14 protein-coding genes and 1 riboswitch are annotated in these 17,073 nt (G+C 71.5%); of the genes, 6 read left to right on the plus strand and 8 right to left on the minus strand.

The features are described 5' to 3' along the window. Positions 1 to 141: 141 nt before the first annotated feature. Positions 142 to 1,797, plus strand: coding sequence for a M23 family metallopeptidase (locus OG538_RS13785; RefSeq protein WP_406093473.1), 1,656 nt, complete (start codon positions 142 to 144; stop codon positions 1,795 to 1,797). A gap of 44 nt (positions 1,798 to 1,841) precedes the next feature. On the opposite strand, the gene pcrA is transcribed toward OG538_RS13785, so the two are convergent. Further along, a complete protein-coding gene (gene pcrA, locus OG538_RS13790; protein WP_406093475.1) occupies positions 1,842 to 4,280 on the minus strand; it encodes a DNA helicase PcrA in 2,439 nt (812 codons plus the stop codon). Positions 4,281 to 4,539: 259 nt separating this feature from the next. Next, positions 4,540 to 4,705, plus strand: a riboswitch (cyclic di-AMP (ydaO/yuaA leader). Positions 4,706 to 4,712: 7 nt separating this feature from the next. Between pcrA and OG538_RS13795 the strand changes: the two genes are divergently transcribed. Then, positions 4,713 to 5,885, plus strand: a complete 1,173-nt coding sequence (locus OG538_RS13795; protein ID WP_406093477.1) for an NlpC/P60 family protein — start codon at positions 4,713 to 4,715, stop codon at positions 5,883 to 5,885. A gap of 156 nt (positions 5,886 to 6,041) precedes the next feature. Here OG538_RS13795 and OG538_RS13800 read toward each other — a convergent pair whose 3' ends face one another. After that, the gene (locus OG538_RS13800) at positions 6,042 to 6,395 is read right to left on the minus strand and encodes a hypothetical protein (RefSeq protein WP_406093479.1); all 354 of its coding nucleotides are present in this window, start codon (positions 6,393 to 6,395) and stop codon (positions 6,042 to 6,044) included. 355 nt (positions 6,396 to 6,750) lie between these two features. Here OG538_RS13800 and OG538_RS13805 point away from each other — a divergent pair, with 355 nt between their 5' ends. Both OG538_RS13805 and OG538_RS13810 read left to right on the plus strand, forming a co-directional pair. Next, positions 6,751 to 7,797, plus strand: a complete 1,047-nt coding sequence (locus OG538_RS13805) for an NlpC/P60 family protein (RefSeq protein ID WP_406093480.1) — start codon at positions 6,751 to 6,753, stop codon at positions 7,795 to 7,797. Positions 7,798 to 7,840: 43 nt separating this feature from the next. Further along, positions 7,841 to 8,602, plus strand: coding sequence for a GNAT family N-acetyltransferase (locus tag OG538_RS13810; RefSeq protein WP_406093482.1), 762 nt, complete (start codon positions 7,841 to 7,843; stop codon positions 8,600 to 8,602). An 18-nt stretch (positions 8,603 to 8,620) separates the two neighbouring features. Here OG538_RS13810 and OG538_RS13815 read toward each other — a convergent pair whose 3' ends face one another. Further along, on the minus strand, positions 8,621 to 9,325 hold the full coding sequence (locus tag OG538_RS13815; protein WP_136327611.1) for a response regulator transcription factor: 705 nt from the start codon (positions 9,323 to 9,325) through the stop codon (positions 8,621 to 8,623). Beyond that, positions 9,309 to 10,607, minus strand: a complete 1,299-nt coding sequence (locus OG538_RS13820) for a PspC domain-containing protein (protein ID WP_406093484.1) — start codon at positions 10,605 to 10,607, stop codon at positions 9,309 to 9,311. Before OG538_RS13820 ends, OG538_RS13815 begins: the two co-directional genes overlap by 17 nt. Before the next feature lie 172 nt (positions 10,608 to 10,779). Between OG538_RS13820 and OG538_RS13825 the strand changes: the two genes are divergently transcribed. Both OG538_RS13825 and OG538_RS13830 read left to right on the plus strand, forming a co-directional pair. After that, the gene (locus OG538_RS13825; protein WP_406093486.1) at positions 10,780 to 12,096 is read left to right on the plus strand and encodes a PspC domain-containing protein; all 1,317 of its coding nucleotides are present in this window, start codon (positions 10,780 to 10,782) and stop codon (positions 12,094 to 12,096) included. Continuing rightward, positions 12,083 to 12,346, plus strand: coding sequence for a hypothetical protein (locus OG538_RS13830; RefSeq protein WP_406093488.1), 264 nt, complete (start codon positions 12,083 to 12,085; stop codon positions 12,344 to 12,346). Before OG538_RS13825 ends, OG538_RS13830 begins: the two co-directional genes overlap by 14 nt. Here OG538_RS13830 and OG538_RS13835 read toward each other — a convergent pair. The 4 genes from OG538_RS13835 to guaA form a co-directional block, all read right to left on the minus strand. Beyond that, on the minus strand, positions 12,253 to 12,762 hold the full coding sequence (locus OG538_RS13835; RefSeq protein WP_406093490.1) for a DoxX family protein: 510 nt from the start codon (positions 12,760 to 12,762) through the stop codon (positions 12,253 to 12,255). The two genes, OG538_RS13830 and OG538_RS13835, sit on opposite strands and share 94 nt — an antisense overlap. A 152-nt stretch (positions 12,763 to 12,914) precedes the next feature. Further along, positions 12,915 to 14,180 carry a hypothetical protein gene (locus OG538_RS13840; RefSeq protein ID WP_406093492.1) on the minus strand — a complete coding sequence of 422 codons (1,266 nt, stop codon included), beginning with the start codon at positions 14,178 to 14,180 and terminating at the stop codon, positions 12,915 to 12,917. A 126-nt stretch (positions 14,181 to 14,306) separates the two neighbouring features. After that, positions 14,307 to 15,077, minus strand: coding sequence for a class II aldolase/adducin family protein (locus tag OG538_RS13845; protein ID WP_406093494.1), 771 nt, complete (start codon positions 15,075 to 15,077; stop codon positions 14,307 to 14,309). 182 nt (positions 15,078 to 15,259) lie between these two features. Next, complete coding sequence (gene guaA / locus OG538_RS13850; protein WP_406093496.1) at positions 15,260 to 16,846, minus strand: glutamine-hydrolyzing GMP synthase; 1,587 nt, start codon at positions 16,844 to 16,846, stop codon at positions 15,260 to 15,262. Positions 16,847 to 17,073: the final 227 nt, after the last annotated feature.

Raw genomic sequence — 17,073 nt, forward strand, 5'->3', positions numbered from 1 at the left:
CCGTTTCCTGTGCGCCCGGGGGCCGTCGAAGATTGTCGGCGTCGCGTACCGCCGGGTACAGTCGCGGCCACTGCTTTCCCCGGAGTCCCCCCACCGGACACCGGACACACCGGTCCTGCTGCCGAGGCGAGAGAGAAGTTGGTGAACGACCAGCACCCCCACGCCGGGTACGCCGGCTACGACAGCCACTCCACAGGCGGCTACGACAGCGACCCGCTCTTCGGCTCCCTCCCCGGCACCTACGACGGTTCGTACGACACCGCGACCGCCTACGCCACCCCGTACGGCAGCGGTCAGGCCGACTACAGCGGCTCGTACGACACCTCCCAGTGGGACACGGGTGCGCACCACACAGCCGCCTACGGCCACTCCGCCGACTACACGGCGCACACCGTGCAGCCCCAGCAGCACCCGTACGACGCGGCGCCGCAGTACGACACCGGCGCGACCTGGATCCCGGCCGACGGCGGCTACGCCCCTCAGATCCCGGCTCAGCACGGCGCTCCGGACTCCTCCGGCCAGTGGGACACCAGCACCTGGCAGCAGAACGACCAGTGGGCCGCCACCGGCACGACGGGCTACGGCACCGGGGCGTACGACGCAGCCGCGTACGACACCGGGTCGTACGACGCCACCGCCTGGAACACCGGCGCCACGCCCGAGCAGGAACGCCAGACCGCGCACACCACGACGTCGCCGCACGAAGCCGAGCAGACGGCCCCCTATCCGTACGTGCCCACCGAGGCGAACGAGCATCAGGCCTCCTACGAGACGCCGAACGAGCACCAGGCCTCCTACGAAACGCCGTACGAACAGCAGGCCGCCTTCGAGACGCCGTACGAGCAGCAGGCCGCCTCCTTCGATCCGTACGAGCCCTACCGGAGCGCCGAGTTCAGCCTCCCGGAGACGGATCTCGACGCGGAGGCCACCGATGGCACCGGGTCCGAGTCGGACGAGCATGCGCGCGAGCACGATTCCGCGGCCGCCCCGGACCTCGCGCCGGCCGCCGGGCACCGCCCCGCAGGCCGTCCCGTCACCCGCGGCGCCGGCGGAAGTCGCAGCCGCAGGCGCTCCCCCGCGAAGCGTTCCGCGCTCCTCACCGTCGCCGTTCCCTCCGCCTGCGTGATGAGCGTGGCGGGTATCGCCGCAGCCTCCGTCGGCGGAATGGGCGGCGAGGAGAAGAAGGACGAGACCACATCGATGGCGGCCGCCGATCCCGGCACGGTCAAGCCCGTCGCGGCCAACAACGAGCTGGACACCCAGCTGGCCAACCTCAGTGCCGACGCGGAGAACTTCGCCGACCGCGCCAGCCGCACCCAGGAGCGCATCGACCTGAAGGAGCGGCAGGCCGCCGAGAAGAAGAAACGTGCGGAGGAGGCCGCCCGCAAGGAGGCCCTGCGCCCCAAGTTCGTCATGCCGGTCGCGGATCACCGGCTCAGCGCGTACTTCGGCCAGGCGGGGGTCAACTGGATGTCCGTGCACACGGGTATCGACTTCCCCGTCGACTACGGCACCCCGGTGATGGCGGCGACGGACGGCACCATTCGCACGCAGTTCAACACCGCCTACGGCAACATGGCCATCGTCACCGCGGCCGACGGCACGGAGACCTGGTACTGCCACCTCAGCAGCACCCGGATCCGCTCGGGTCCGGTCAAGGCCGGTGACGTCATCGCGCACTCCGGCGACTCCGGCAACTCGACCGGCCCGCACCTGCACTTCGAGGTGCGGCCCGGCGGCGGCGCGGCCATCGACCCGCTGCCCTGGCTCCGCAGCCACAACGTCAACCCGAACTGACCGGTCCGGCGACCGCGGCCGCCGGACCGTGTGGTCGAGAAGCGCTAGAGCTTCTCGACCGGTGCGTACCGCAGCAGCAGCTTCTTCGGGCGCTCGTCGCCGAAGTCGACCGTGGCCTTCGCCTGGTCGCCGATGCCCTCGACCGCCGTCACCGTGCCCACGCCGAACTGGTCGTGGGTGACCCTGTCACCGGCCACCAGCGTGATCGTCGGCTTGTCCGAGGTCCGCCGCGTCGCGAAGCCCGAGGGCCCGGAGCGTGAGCGGGACGCGGAGAGCGACGAGGTGATACCCGACGTCGGACCCGCCGGGGCCGCCATCGGGCCCTTGCGCTTCCACTCCAGGTGCTGGTCCGGGATCTCCTCCAGGAACCGCGACGGCGGGTTGTACGAGGGCTGGCCCCAGGCGCTGCGCATCGCCGCCCGGGTGAGGTAGAGCCGCTCCCGGGCGCGCGTGATGCCGACGTAGGCCAGCCGCCGCTCCTCCTCCAGCTCCTTGACCTGGCCGAGTGCCCGCATGTGCGGGAAGACGCCGTCCTCCATGCCGGTCAGGAAGACCACCGGGAATTCGAGGCCCTTGGCGGTGTGCAGCGTCATCAGCGTGACGACACCGGATCCGTCCTCGTCCTCGTCGGGGATCTGGTCGGCGTCGGCGACGAGTGCGACCTTCTCCAGGAACTCGGCGAGCGTGCCCGCACCCTCCTCCTCCGCCCGCTCCTGCTCGAACTCAAGGGCGACGGAGGCGAGTTCCTGAAGGTTCTCGATCCGGGTCTCGTCCTGCGGGTCGGTGGAAGCCTGGAGCTCGGCGAGATAGCCGGTCCGCTCCATGACGGCCTCCACCACGACCGCCGGCCCCGCACCGGACTCCACGACCGTGCGCAGTTCCTCCATCAGCGTGTTGAACCGCTTCACCGCGTTCGACGAGCGGGCCGCCATGCCGTACGCCTCGTCGACCCGGCGCAGCGCCTGCGGGAAGGAGATCTTCTCGCGCATCGACAGGGCGTCGATCATCGCCTCGGCCCGGTCGCCGATGCCCCGCTTGGGCACGTTGAGGATGCGGCGCAGCGGGACGGTGTCCTCGGGGTTGGAGAGGACCCGGAGGTAGGCCAGGACGTCCCTGACCTCCTTGCGCTCGTAGAAGCGCACGCCGCCGACGACCTTGTAGGGGAGACCGACACGGATGAAGATCTCTTCGAAGACACGGGACTGGGCGTTCGTACGGTAGAAGACGGCGACGTCGCCCGCCTTGGCGTCTCCTGCGTCCGTGAGCCGGTCGATCTCGTCCGCGACGAACTGCGCCTCGTCGTGCTCGGTGTCGGCGACGTAGCCCGCGATGCGGGCGCCGGTGCCGGCGTTGGTCCAGAGGTTCTTCGGCCGGCGGCTCTCGTTGCGCTCGATGACCGCGTTGGCCGCGGACAGGATCGTCTGCGTGGAGCGGTAGTTCTGCTCCAGCATGATCGTGGTCGCGTCCGGGTAGTCCTCCTCGAACTGGAGGATGTTGCGGATGGTCGCGCCGCGGAAGGCGTAGATCGACTGGTCCGCGTCACCCACGACGCACAGCTCGGCGGGGGCGTCCTCCGGCCCGGCCGGGCCGACCAGTTCCCGTACGAGGGTGTACTGGGCGTGGTTGGTGTCCTGGTACTCGTCGACGAGGACGTGGCGGAAGCGGCGGCGGTAGTGCTCGGCGACATCGGGGAACGCCTGGAGCAGGTGCACCGTCGTCATGATGATGTCGTCGAAGTCGAGGGCGTTGGCCTCGCGCAGCCGGGACTGGTAGAGCGCGTAGGCCTGGGCGAGCGACTTCTCGAAACCGTCCGCCGCCTGTCCGGCGAAGGTCTCCTCGTCGATCAGCTCGTTCTTCAGGTTCGAGACCTTCGCCGTGAACGACTTCGGCGGAAAGCGCTTCGGGTCGAGATCGAGATCGCGGCACACCAGGGCCATGAGGCGCTTGGAGTCGGCGGCGTCGTAGATCGAGAACGAGGAGGTGAAGCCGAGCCGCTTCGACTCGCGGCGCAGGATCCGCACGCACGCGCTGTGGAAGGTCATGACCCACATGGCGTTGGCCCGCGGTCCGACGAGCTGCTCGACGCGCTCCTTCATCTCGCCGGCGGCCTTGTTGGTGAAGGTGATCGCCAGGATCTGGCCCGGGTGCACCCCGCGCTCGGCCAGCAGGTGGGCGATGCGGTGGGTCAGCACGCGGGTCTTGCCGGAACCGGCGCCGGCGACGATGAGCAGCGGGGACCCGGCGTGCACGACGGCCGCGCGCTGCTCGGTGTTCAGCCCGTCGAGCAGTGCGGCCGTGTCGATGACCGGGCGGTGGGCCCCGTCGCGGTAGTACGCGTCGCGGGGCGGCGGGGGCCCTTCGAAAACGCCCGCGAACAGGCCCTCCGGCACCGCTTCGGGTGCGGAGTCCTCGGGGGGCGGAGGGGGCCCTTCCTCCGTGTGCTGGAGGCCGGCCAGGAAACTGTCGTCAAAGAGGCTGCTCATCGCTGTACGAGTCTAGGCCGCCGCACTGACACTCCGGGGCCGAGTGGTGAAGCACGCACCCGGACGCGGGCACGCAGAGCGAGCGCGTGACCTCGGCGGGTGGACGGACCGCGGGCCCCACCTGCCCCGCGGCATCCCGGTCCGTCGAGGTCACGAAAATGTATCGGGCATATCGAACATCAACCTTCACAGCGGCACCATGAGTTGGCTAGCGTGCTCGTTCGGGCGGCCCGTACCCCCAGAGGCGATCCACGCCGAGCGGGCGTCCACGCCGAATCCGGGCTTCCCGTGCGGGAGTCAGGAACCGGGGACCCACACGCATCACCGGGGTGAATCGGTCCGTATCCCCCATCAGGACCGTAGGGCAGCCTTCCGTTCCGCCCGAACCCGACAGCTAACCCGGTAGGCGGTCCACGGAAGGAGATGCCGACCTTGGCATCGCATCGCAAACCGCGCACCCGCGTGCGCAGTACCGGCCCCGCCGTCGGGCTCACGACGGCCGCGCTGGCGTCGGTGACCCTGCTGTCCACGCAGAGCGCACTGGCCGCACCGGCCCCCAAGCCCAGCATCGAGGACGTACAGAAGAAGGTCGACGACCTCTACCGGCAGGCGGGCACCGCGACCCAGCAGTACAACCAGGCCAAGGAGGCGACGACCAAGCAGCGGTCCAAGGTGGACACACTGCTGGACGACGTCGCCCGGCGCACCGAGAAGCTGAACGAGGCCCGCAGGACGCTCGGCACCTATGCCGCCGCCCAGTACCGCGGCGGCACCCTCGCCCCCACCGCGACCTTCTTCCTGGCCGACGACCCGCAGTCGTTCTTCGACCAGACCCACCTCATGGACCGGATGACCGAGCGCCAGACACGGGCCGTGTCGGACTTCCGTACGCAGCAGGCGAAGGCGTCGAAGCAGCGAGCCGAGGCGGTGGCGAGCCTGGAGACGCTCACCGAGTCGCAGACGACGCTGCGCACCAGCAAGCAGAACGTCCAGACGAAGCTGTCCGAGGCCCGCAGCCTGCTGTCGAAGCTGACCGCCGAGGAGAAGGCACGGCTCGCCGAGCTGGAGCGCCAGAAGGAGGCGGAGGCCAAGCGCAAGGCGGCGGAGCTGGCGAAGAAGCAGGCAGCCGCGAAGGCCGAGGCCGACCGCAAGGCCGAGGAGGCCGCCAAGGAGGCCGGCAGCGGTACCGGCACGGGGACGGACACCGGGACCGGCACCGGGACCGGCACCGGCTCGGGTACGGACGCCGACGCCTCGACCAAGGCCGAGAAGGTCATGGCGTTCGCCCGCGCGCAGCTCGGCAAGCCGTACGTCTGGGGGGCGACCGGCCCGTCCTCGTACGACTGCTCGGGGCTCACCCAGGCGGCCTGGAAGGCGGCCGGCGTCGACATCCCGCGGACCACCTGGGACCAGGTGAACGTCGGCACCCGGATCGCCACGGCGGATCTGCAGCCCGGGGACCTGGTGTTCTTCTACGACGACATCAGCCACGTCGGCATCTACAAGGGGGACGGCATGATGATCCACGCGCCGAAGCCGGGGGCGAACGTGCGCGAGGAGTCGATCTACTACATGCCGATCTACGGGAGCGTGCGGCCGGGCTAGGGCGTGTTTCGAAAGTCCCGCCTGCTCGGCGACGCCTGGCACGCACGCTCGCCGCGCTGTCGGGATCACCCCGATACACCCAGGACTCACGGAACATGACGCGAAAACGCCGCTGCCCGGACCCTCGTGGGTCCGGGCAGCGGCGGTGTCGACGGCTCAGGTCCAGAGCGTGGCGATGAAGATGTTGACGATCGTCAGTCCGCCGACCGCCGCGAAGAGGCCCTTGTCGACCCTCTCCTCGTCACGCTTGACGTAGACGAGCGCGAGGATCACGACCAGGATCAGCAGCTTGATGCCGATCTTGACGTTGTTCACGGGGTGGTCGTCCGCCTGGTCGAGCCCGACCAGCGCGACTCCGGTGACCAGCATGGTCAGCGCACCGTGCAGCATGGCCGGGACGAACCGTGCCGTGCCCGCGCCCATCGCCTTCATCTGGGTGAGGAAGCCGCCCAGCAGGGAGGCGATGCCGATGATGTGCAGGGCGACGAAGACATCGATGAGTACACGCATGGCTCCGCAGCCTAGCCCCGGCCATATCAGCACTCCGCAGCCGGGTGAGGCTTAGTGGCCATTTGACTGCGTAATGCACCAATTGCCTGACTCTGATGCAATTTTTCCGATCACTCGGAGACAATGCAACGCCAAAATCACGCAATAGGCGTCATTACAACCCTTTCCCGTGTCCCGGGCCTAGCGTCCCCTCCAGGTGACCGGCACATCGCCGATCCGTACCCGGGCGGCGCCGCCGGTCACCCCGCCGAGGTTCCGGCGGCGGGCCGCTCCCCCTGTTGGTGGCCCGTCGCCGGGCCGGGCGGGCCCGTCGGTAGACCCCGGCGGGTCGTCGAACGGAAGGACGCCCGCCCTCGTGGCAGCGCACCGGAAACCCAAGCAGCGCCTGTACACCGGCACTGCTGCCCGCACCGCGGCGACGCTCGCCTTCGCCGGAGCCGCGACCGCTGCCGCGTTGCCGGGATCCGCGCACGCCGATCCGGCACCGACCCCCGCCCAGGTGAGGGCCGAGGTGGACCGGCTGTACCGGGAGGCGGAGGTCGCCACCGAGCAGTACAACGGCGCCGAGGTGAAGGCCGCCGCCACCGCGAAGTCCGTGGACGCCCTGCGCGACGAGGCCGCCCGCAGGACCGAGCGGCTCAACACCGCGCGCGACACGCTGGGTTCGTACGCCGCCGCGCAGTACCGCTCCGGCGGCCTCGACCCCGCCGTGCAGCTGGCGCTCTCCTCGGACCCCGACCAGTACCTCCAGCGCGCCTCGTACGTGGACCGGGCCGGCGAGCGGCGCGCCACCGAGGTCCGCACCGTGCAGCGCCAGGTCGCGGACGTGGCCCAGGTCCGTGCCGAGGCGGCCGGACAGCTGACCGAGCTCGCGACTCGCCAGGCCGCCCTGAAGAAGCACAAGGCCACGGTCCGCGCCAAACTCGCCGAGGCCCGGCAGCTGCTGGCCCGCCTCTCCCCCGCCGAGCGCGCCTCCTACGACGCCTCCGAGGGCGGCCGCGGCAGCGCCCACGCCGACCGCAGCGCCCCGCGCGGCTCCGCCCAGGCCCCCAACGCCCGCGCCGCCGAAGCGGTCGCCTTCGCCTACACCGCGCTGGGCAAACCGTACGTCTGGGGCGCCACCGGCCCCTCCTCGTTCGACTGCTCCGGTCTGACCCAGGCCGCGTACCGCTCGGCAGGGGTCTCCCTCCCCCGGACCACGTACACGCAGATCAACGCGGGCCGACGCGTATCGCGCTCCGAACTCGCCCCCGGGGACCTGGTGTTCTTCTACTCGGGCATCAGTCACGTCGGTCTCTACATCGGCAACGGCCAGATGATCCACGCCCCGCGGCCGGGAGCCCCGGTCCGGGTCGCACCGATCGACCAGATGCCCTTCGCGGGAGCGACCCGGGTGGCATAAGCTCCCGGCTTCCGAACCCGAACGGCCCGAAGGACACCCGCACATGCCCTTGGACGTCGACGTCCAGACCCATGCCCGTACGCTCACGCTCCGCTCCCCGGACCACGTCCGGGTGGGCCCGTTCGTGATCCGCTACAACCCGGAGTGGTCCCTCAAGTACGCCAACTACGCGATCCCCGACCGGGGTGCCGAGCCCACGCCCGCCGAACTCGACGCGCTGACAGCGGCCTTCCGCGAGCTGGACCGGATGCCGCGCCTGGAGTTCCTGCCCGGCTGGGCGCCCGCGGTCGAACCCGCGCTGCTGGCAGCCGGGTTCACGGTGGAGAACCGTGCCCCGATCCTGGCCTGCGCCCCGGGCGGCGTGCTGTCGCCGAAGCCGGTGGACGGTCTGGTGATGGCCGAGCCCGCCACGGACGCGGAGTTCGACGCCGCGGCCCTCATCCAGCACCTGGGCTACGGCGGGTCGGGCGAACCCGAGGCAGGCACGGTCCAGTGGCTGCGCACCGCTGCGGCGGACGGCGGGGTCGCCGCCCTCGCCACCGTGGACGGCACCCCGGCCGGCGCGGGCGGCTGCTCGGTCCCGGTCGACGGCCTCAGCGAGCTGGCCGGGCTCGCGGTCGCGGCCGGCTTCCGTCGCCGCGGCGTCGGGGCCGCCCTGTCCGTCCATCTGACGGAGACCGCGTTCGCGCGGGGCTGCCGGGTGGTCTGGCTGGAGCCGGGCGACGCCGATGTGGAGCGGATCTACGCGGGCATCGGCTACCGCCGGATCGGCGAGAAGCTGAACATTTCGCTCGATCCGGCCTGATCCCCGGACCCGCCGGTCTCAGACCAGCCGTCGCGCCGTCGCCCACCGCGTCAGCTCGTGCCGGTTGGAGAGCTGGAGCTTGCGCAGCACCGCCGAGACGTGCGACTCGACCGTCTTCACCGAGATGAACAGCTGCTTGGCGATCTCCTTGTACGCGTATCCGCGGGCGATCAGCCGCAGCACCTCGCGCTCGCGCTGGGTCAGCCGGTCGAGGTCCTCGTCGACCGGCGGGGCGTCCGTCGAGGCGAAGGCGTCGAGGACGAAGCCGGCCAGCCGGGGCGAGAACACCGCGTCGCCGTCCTGGACCCGGAACACCGAGTCGACCAGGTCGGCGCCGGTGATGGTCTTGGTGACATAGCCGCGGGCGCCGCCGCGGATGACACCGATGACGTCCTCGGCGGCGTCCGAGACGGACAGCGCCAGGAAGCGCACCGGGTTCTCGACCGCGCCCATGAACGGGGCGCAGCGGCGCAGCACTTCGACGCCGCCGCCACCCGGGAGGTGGACGTCGAGGAGGACGACCTCGGGGCGGGTGGCCGTGATGACGGTGACGGCCTGGTCCACGTCGGCGGCCTCGCCGACGACCTCCACGCCGGTCTCCTCGGTGCGGCCGATCTCGGCCTGTACTCCGGTGCGGAACATCCGGTGGTCGTCGACGAGCACGACTCGTACCCGGCGCTCCGGGCCCTCGTGGCCCCCGGTCGCCTCAGTGGTCCCGTTCATCGCTCGTCCTCTCCATCTCCAGCTCGACTTCCGTGCCCCCGCCGGGCACCGAACGCAGCCGGGCGGTACCGCCGTTGCGCTGCATCCGGCCGATGATTGATTCTCGTACGCCCATTCTGTCCCCCGGTACGGAATCCAGATCGAATCCCGGACCCCGGTCACGCACCGAGACGAAGACCGTGCGGCCCTCCACCTCCGCGAAGACCTGGACGGCGCCGCCCTCGCCACCGTACTTGGCAGCGTTGACCATCGCCTCGCGTGCGGCCTGCATCTGTGCGGTCAGCTTCTCGTCGAGCGGGCAGTCGCCGACGACGACGACCTCCAGCGGGACGCCGTGCTTGTCCTCGACCTCGGCCGCCGCGCGTTTGACGGCCTCGGCGAGGGTCTCGGGCTCGTCGTCCTCGTCCTTGCCGGTGCCCCCGGGGTTGTAGAGCCAGTTGCGCAGTTCGCGTTCCTGGGCGCGGGCCAGCCTGCGCACCTCGCCCGCGTCCTCGGCGTTGCGCTGGATCAGGGTGAGGGTGTGGAGCACCGAGTCGTGGACGTGGGCGGCGACCTCGGCGCGTTCCTGGGCCCTGATGCGCATCAGGCGTTCCTCGGAGAGGTCCTGCGTCATGCGGACGAGCCAGGGGCCGGCCAGCAGCGCGATGCCGGTGAGCACGGCGATGGCCGCCGTGAGGACGTTGCCGAGCTGGGCGGCGGAGCCGCGTACGACCATGAATCCGGCGAGGCCGAGACCGACCAGGGCGACCCCGGCGAGTCCCCGGGCCAGGTGCAGGACCCTGCGGCGGCTGCCGACCTCCATCCAGCGGGCGCGGCGCGCGTTGTCGGCCTGGCGCCACACCAGGACGGAACCGGCACCGATCAGGAGGGTGGGCCAGATGTAGCGGTCGGCCTTGCCGCCCATGTCGACGTTGCCGACGAAGATCAGGGCTCCGATGAGCAGCGCGATGAGCGCGAAGACCTGGCCCTTGTCGGGTTTGCGGAGTCTGCGGGTGCCGTCGGGGGCGGTCTCGAAGACGGAACGCGGACCGTCGACGCCGCCGACCCCGAGCGGGACGACGATCCAGAACACGGCGTACAGGAGCGCGCCGAGCCCGTCCGCGAAGAACAGCCCGAGGAAGACGAAGCGCACCCAGGCGACCGGCAGCCCGAGGTGTCCGGCGAGACCGCGCGCGACACCGCCGAGCAGCCGCCCGTCGGCGCTGCGGTACAGCTTGCGCTGGGGCGGCTCCTCCGGGTCGGGGGCGAGGGAGCTTGCGGCTCGGGGCGTGGCGGCTGGCATGCCCCGATCGTCACACGTCCGTGCGGGTGATGGCATCAGGGTCGGCCCCCACATCAACCCTGAGACCGGGGGGACGCGGGAGCACGCTCTCAGGGTCGGCCGGCTCAATATCAGGGACCGGCCAGGGTCGTGACGGGTGCCGGAAGGGGCCGGCGCCGGTCACCATGGAGCCATGACCGTTCCCCAGGATGCGCCGCCCGGCGTCGTACCGCCCCCAGGGCCCCTACCGCGGCTGCACCGCAGCTCGCGGCAGAAGGTGGTCGCCGGGGTGTGCGGCGGGCTGGGCCGGTACTGCAACGTCGATCCGGTGATCTTCCGGATCGTGCTCGGAGTGCTCTCCGTGACCGGCGGCCTCGGACTGATCTTCTACGGCTTCGCGTGGCTGTTGATCCCGCTGGAGGGCGAGGAGGAGAACGAGGCGCGCCGGCTGTTGTCGGGCCGGGTCGAGGGCTCGTCGCTGATCGCGGTGCTGTGTGCGCTGATCGGCTGCGGTCTGTTCCTGTCCATGCTGGGCAACAGCGGCACGCTGGCGTTCTCCGCGATGCTCTCGCTCGCGGTCATCGGGTTCACGGTCTGGACGCAGCAGCGCAGGACGGCCGAACCGCAGGAGCGGACGCATCCGGCGGCCGACCGGGCGGTGGCTGACGCACCGCCCGAGGTGAAGGCGCCGCCGAAGCCGTCCGGCCCGTCCTGGTGGCGCGACCCGATCATCAAGGACGGGACCACGGGGCCGGTCGGGGCGGGCTATCTGTGGGGGCCGCCCGACACCACGCTCGACGGCCGGGCGCAGGGCGCGCGCGGCGGGACGGCCGAGGCCCCGTTCCTTCCCCCGCAGCGGTCGCGGGAGGTGCGGGGGCCGCGGTCGATCGGCGGTGCCGTTTTCGTCAACGCGATGGTCGCGGGCGGGCTGGGCGCCGGCCTGAGCTGGGACTCCCAGCCGCTCGGTACGAGTCTGCAGATCGGCCTGGCCGCCGCGCTCGCGGTGTTCGGGGCCGGGATGGTGATCAGCGCCTTCGTCGGCCGGACCGGTTTCGGCACGCTCCTCATGGCGATGATCACGGCCGGTCTGCTCGCGGGAGCGTCCGCCCTGCCCAAGGACATCACCACGCACTGGGTGCGCGAGGAGTGGCGGCCCGCGTCGGTCGCCGCTGTGCAGCCGCGCTACCAGGTGGGCTCCGGCCAGGCGAAGCTGGACCTCACCCGGGTCGCCGTGCCCGAGGGTGCCACGGTGCGGACCGAGGTGGAGGTCGGTGCGGGGCGGGTCGTCGTGCACGTGCCGAAGACGGCCACCGTGAAGGTGGACGCGCGGGCCGGTCTCGGTGACATCACCCTGCCGGGCGACCGGCGCCAGGACGACGTGGACATCCGCCCCTCGCAGAACGAGCACCGGACGCTGGCGCCGGCTGCGGGCGGCAAGGCGGCCGGCACGGTCGAGCTCGATCTGGAAGTGGGTCTCGGACAGGTGGAGGTCATCCGTGGCAAGTCGTGAGTTCCGGCCCGGACGGGGCGTCGCGGGTCTGGTGATGCTGACCCTGGCGGGCGGCTACGCGGCCGACGCGGCGGGCCTGTGGGAGGCCCCGTGGATCTTCTTCGTCCCCGTCTTCGTGGGCGGCCTCTGGCTGGCCGCCACGGTGACGTGGGTGGCCTACCGGATCCGTCGCCGCCGCGTTGCGAGGAAGGCGTCCACCGAGAGCGACGCCGCCCCGCCGAGCAGCAGCGGCAGCCAGGCCATGAGGTAGATCAGGTCGTTGCCGAGGTAGTACGGCGATACCTGCCAGCTGACGGTCAGCCACAGGCTGAGCGAGATCAGCGCCCCGCCGAGTGCCGCGATCCGGGTCCACAGGCCGAGGAGCGTGCCGATGCCGACGGCGAGCTCACCGAAGGCGATGGCGTATCCGAAGCCTGACGGGCTCTTCAGGGCGAGGTCGACGAGGGCCGGGATCGCGGCGGAGCCACGGACGGCGGTCATCTGCTCGCCGATGGATCCCGGGCCGGTGGCGTGGAAGAAGGCGCTGTCGGTCAGTTTGTCGAGGGCGGCGTAGATGAAGGTGACGCCGAGGAAGATCCGCAGGGGCAGCATGGAGTGCTCCCGCGCCAGTTCTCCCAGGCCCTTGGCCTCGCCCGGAACGCGCCCGTTCGTGCCGTACCCGTGCATGGTTCTCCCGCCTTCCGCAGCCCACCGCCGGACCGCCGGGTCCGCCAACAGGGCCGTTCGACCCTCGCCGGACCGTTCGATCCGTCACCAGACCATACGTACGCCGCGGGCGCCCGGCTCACCCGGTCTGCGGTCGGGTCCCCGAGTGCCTGTCAGTCCGTCACGTCGATCGCGACGCGGTTCGACTCGGCCCCGGACGCGGTCACCACCTGGACCTCGACCACCCCGGGCTCCACCTCCACCGGCACCGGCACGGTCAGCACGGTGTCGGTCGGGTTCGCGAACCCGCCGGTGACCGGGACCATCGGGACGTGCACGTGGACGGGGCCGATCCGCACGACCATGCGGGCCAGCCGGTCCGGGGCCCCGGCGCCGGGCGGCACGAACCCCGCGCCGCGGATCTCGATGTCGTCGCCGGTACGGATCGGCGCGTCGAGGTCGCCGGCCTCGCGGGCCCGGACCACCGACAGCACCACGGGCCGGCCGCCCTCGGTGTACTTCCCGGCGAAGTAGGCCACCGCCGAGACGGCCACCAGCAGGGCGAGCCCCCACGGCAGGTCGGGCAGCTGCTCGGGCCGGCGGGCCAGGCGGACCGCGGCGAACACCACGGCGACGGTGGACACCAGCACGTACTGCACATCGGTGAACCCGCCGCGCCCCGAGTCGTCGGTCAGCAGGTCGGCCGCGCGCGGCCGGTCCGCCCGCAGCTTCTGCAGCCGCCCGGACAGCACCCGCACACTCACCACCCGCCGCACGACCACCGCGATGGCGCACACCAGCGCCAGCACGGTCACCACACCCGCGCCGCGCGCCAGGTCGAGGCCCTCGATCAGCGCGTCGCGCTGTGCGTGGCCGGAGGCGGCCGCCAGCTGGAGGGCGAGGACGAGGACGGAGAAGACGGCGAGCAGCACCCAGGACGCGGCGACGGCGCGGGAGGTGGAGAGCCGGTTGTCCTCGCCGATCAGCGGGGCGAGGAGGCCGCCGCGTGCCCGGTGCACATGCGCGGCCGCGGTGAGCAGACCGGCGGTGACGAGTCCGGCGACCAGGCCCGCGGTACGGGCATGGGTCCAGCCGGCACCGATGGCGGTGGCGGCCTCGGCGACGGCCAGCACGGCGACCGCGCCCCAGACGATGACCAGGGTGCGCTGCCACACCCGGTACAGCCAGGCGTCACCGGCTTCCCGGCCGCGTTCGGCGACGGCGCGCGCGGACTGGGTCAGCTCGTCCGAGACCCACTGCCGGGTCGCGGAGGCGGACTGGGCGACCCCGGTGGGAAGCCCCTGGCCTGCGGCGAGCTCGTCCCGCTTGACCAGGAAGGCGGCGACTGCGCGCCGGTGCCCCTGGCGTGCCCCGTGCGGGCAGTCGCCGCACGTGCAGCCCCCGCCGTGCGTGCTCTGTCTCGCCTCGTCCAACGCCACGGAGAACGCCGCCCTTTCCCGCCCCGGTACAGCCGCTGGCCGACCCAACTCGACTGTGATTGCTGCGAATTGTGCCGTACGGGGCGGGAGTTTCCCGCATCGGGGCACACCGGGCGGGCGGGATCGTCAGAATGTTCGAGAGATCCGGGTCCACAGCGGCTGGTAGTTGATCCAGGCGACCAGGTCGCTGCCGAGCTGTTCGCGGGTGGCGACCGCGTCCCGGTGCTCGATCAGCACCGGTTTCCCGGCCGCCCGCGCGGCCAGCTGGATCCGGCAGGACCGCTCCAGCGCGAGGAACCACCAGGCTGCCGCGTCCACGGAGTCGCCCACGGTCAGCAGCCCGTGGTTGCGCAGCACGATGGCCTTGCGGGGTCCGAGGGCGGCCGCGATCCGGCGCCCTTCGTCCTCGTCCACGACGACCCCGGTGTAGGCGTCGTACAGCGCGTGGTCCTCGTAGAAGGCGCAGGACTCCTGGGTGATCGGCTCGACGAACTCCCCCAGCGCGGCCAGCGCCCTGCCGTGCACGGAGTGGGTGTGCGCGACGGCGACGACGTCCGGGCGGGCCCGGTGCACCTGCGCGTGGACGGCGAACGCGGCCTGGTTGACGTGCCGGCTTCCCTCGACGACCTGGCCCTCGCCGTTGACGAGGATCAGCTCGTCGGGCCGCAGCCCGTCGAAGGGGGCGCCGAAGGGGTTGACCCAGTAGCAGTCGCTGAACTCCGGGTCACGCGCGGTGATGTGCCCGGAGACGCCGTCCTCGTACCCGTACTCACCGAACAGGCGCAACGCCCCGGCCAGACGCTCCTTGCGGTGGGCACGCTCCTCCTCCACGGAGGTGTGCACGGGCGGCATGGCGAAGTGGAGCTGGTCCACGGGTACGGGTGTGGGCTCGGGCATGGCGACTCCTCGGGTGCTCCCGGGCGTACGGGATCAGGCGTACGGGATCGGAAGTTACCGCCGGTCGCCGCAGGTGACCAGAGGTATCGGCCATCCATTGTCGGGGCGTCGGGGCCCAGGACGCGGCGATGCCGCCGCCCGCGGGAACGGACGGCGGCAGCGTCGGGGGAGCCGGGTGGGGACTACTCCCACTCGATGGTCCCCGGCGGCTTGCTCGTGACGTCGAGCACGACGCGGTTGACGTCGGCGACCTCGTTGGTGATGCGGGTGGAGATCTTGGCGAGGGTCTCGTACGGCAGTCGCGACCAGTCCGCCGTCATGGCGTCCTCGGAGGAGACCGGGCGCAGCACGATCGGGTGACCGTACGTGCGGCCGTCGCCCTGGACGCCGACGCTGCGGACGTCCGCGAGCAGGACCACCGGGCACTGCCAGATGTCCCGGTCCAGACCGGCCGCGGTCAGCTCCTCACGGGCGATGGCGTCGGCCTCGCGCAGCAGGTCGAGCCGGTCCTTGGTGACCTCGCCGACGATGCGGATGCCGAGGCCGGGGCCGGGGAACGGCTGACGCTGGACGATCTCCTCCGGCAGGCCGAGCTCCTGGCCGACCATCCGGACCTCGTCCTTGAACAGCTGGCGCAGCGGCTCGACGAGCTGGAACTCGATGTCGTCGGGGAGCCCGCCCACGTTGTGGTGCGACTTGATGTTGGCGGTGCCGGTGCCACCGCCGGACTCGACGACGTCCGGGTAGAGCGTGCCCTGGACGAGGAAGGCGACCTCGGGGCCGTCCTCCTGGAGGATCTCCAGCTGCGCCTGCTCGAAGACGCGGATGAACTCGCGGCCGATGATCTTCCGCTTCTGCTCCGGGTCGGACACACCGGCCAGCGCGTCGAGGAAGCGCTTCTCCGCGTCGACGACCTTCAGCTTCGCGCCGGTCGCGGCGACGAAGTCCTTCTCGACCTGCTCGGTCTCGCCCTTGCGCATCAGACCGTGGTCGACGTAGACGCAGGTCAGCTGGGAGCCGATGGCCTTCTGCACGAGGGCGGCGGCGACCGCCGAGTCCACCCCGCCGGACAGGCCGCAGATGGCGCGCTTGGTGCCGACCTGCTCGCGGATGAGGGCGATCTGCTCCTCGACCACGTTGGTGGTCGTCCAGTTCGGCTCGATGCCGGCGCCGCGGTAGAGGAAGTGCTCCAGGACCTGCTGGCCGTGCGTGGAGTGCAGGACCTCCGGGTGGTACTGGACGCCGTAGAGCTTCTTCTCGTCGTTCTCGAAGGCGGCGACCGGGACGACGTCCGTGGACGCGGTGACCGTGAAGCCTTCGGGGGCGGCGGAGCAGGCGTCGCCGTGCGACATCCACACCGGCTGCTCGGTCGGCGTGCCCTCGAAGAGGGTGGAGCCGGGCTTGGAGACGGAGAGCGCGGTACGGCCGTACTCGCGGGCACCGTTGTCGTCGACGGTGCCGCCGAGCGTGGTGGCCATCAGCTGGAAGCCGTAGCACATCCCGAAGACGGGGACCCCGGCCTCGAACAGTGCACGGTCGAGCGAGGGCGCGCCCTCGGCGTACACCGAGGAGGGTCCGCCGGACAGGATGATCGCCCGGGGGTTCTTGGCCAGCATCTCGGCCACCGGCATCGTGGACGGCACGATCTCGCTGTAGACCCGGGCCTCACGGACGCGTCGGGCGATGAGCTGGGCGTACTGCGCGCCGAAGTCGACAACGAGGACCACGTCGGTGGTGGTGTCGGGGGCGGCGGGGGGTGCTGCTGGCACGGGGGCGGCCTTCCGGCGGTGGAGAGGGGGTCGGTTCTGCCAATTCTACCGGCGGCCGGAAGCGCCCCTCGTCGCGCCGTGACGCACCGCCCGCACTCACCGCCGTCTCATCATCCGGGCCGGGCGTTGGCCCGGGCCCGCCACCGGGTCCATACTGTCTGGCATGCGTCAGCACACGATCTTCGTCTTTACCTATGGCACCCGGCCCGCCGGCTGCCATGGTCGTG

Origin of the sequence: Streptomyces sp. NBC_01013, assembly GCF_045162765.1 — a bacterium.
Taxonomy (GTDB): domain Bacteria; phylum Actinomycetota; class Actinomycetes; order Streptomycetales; family Streptomycetaceae; genus Streptomyces.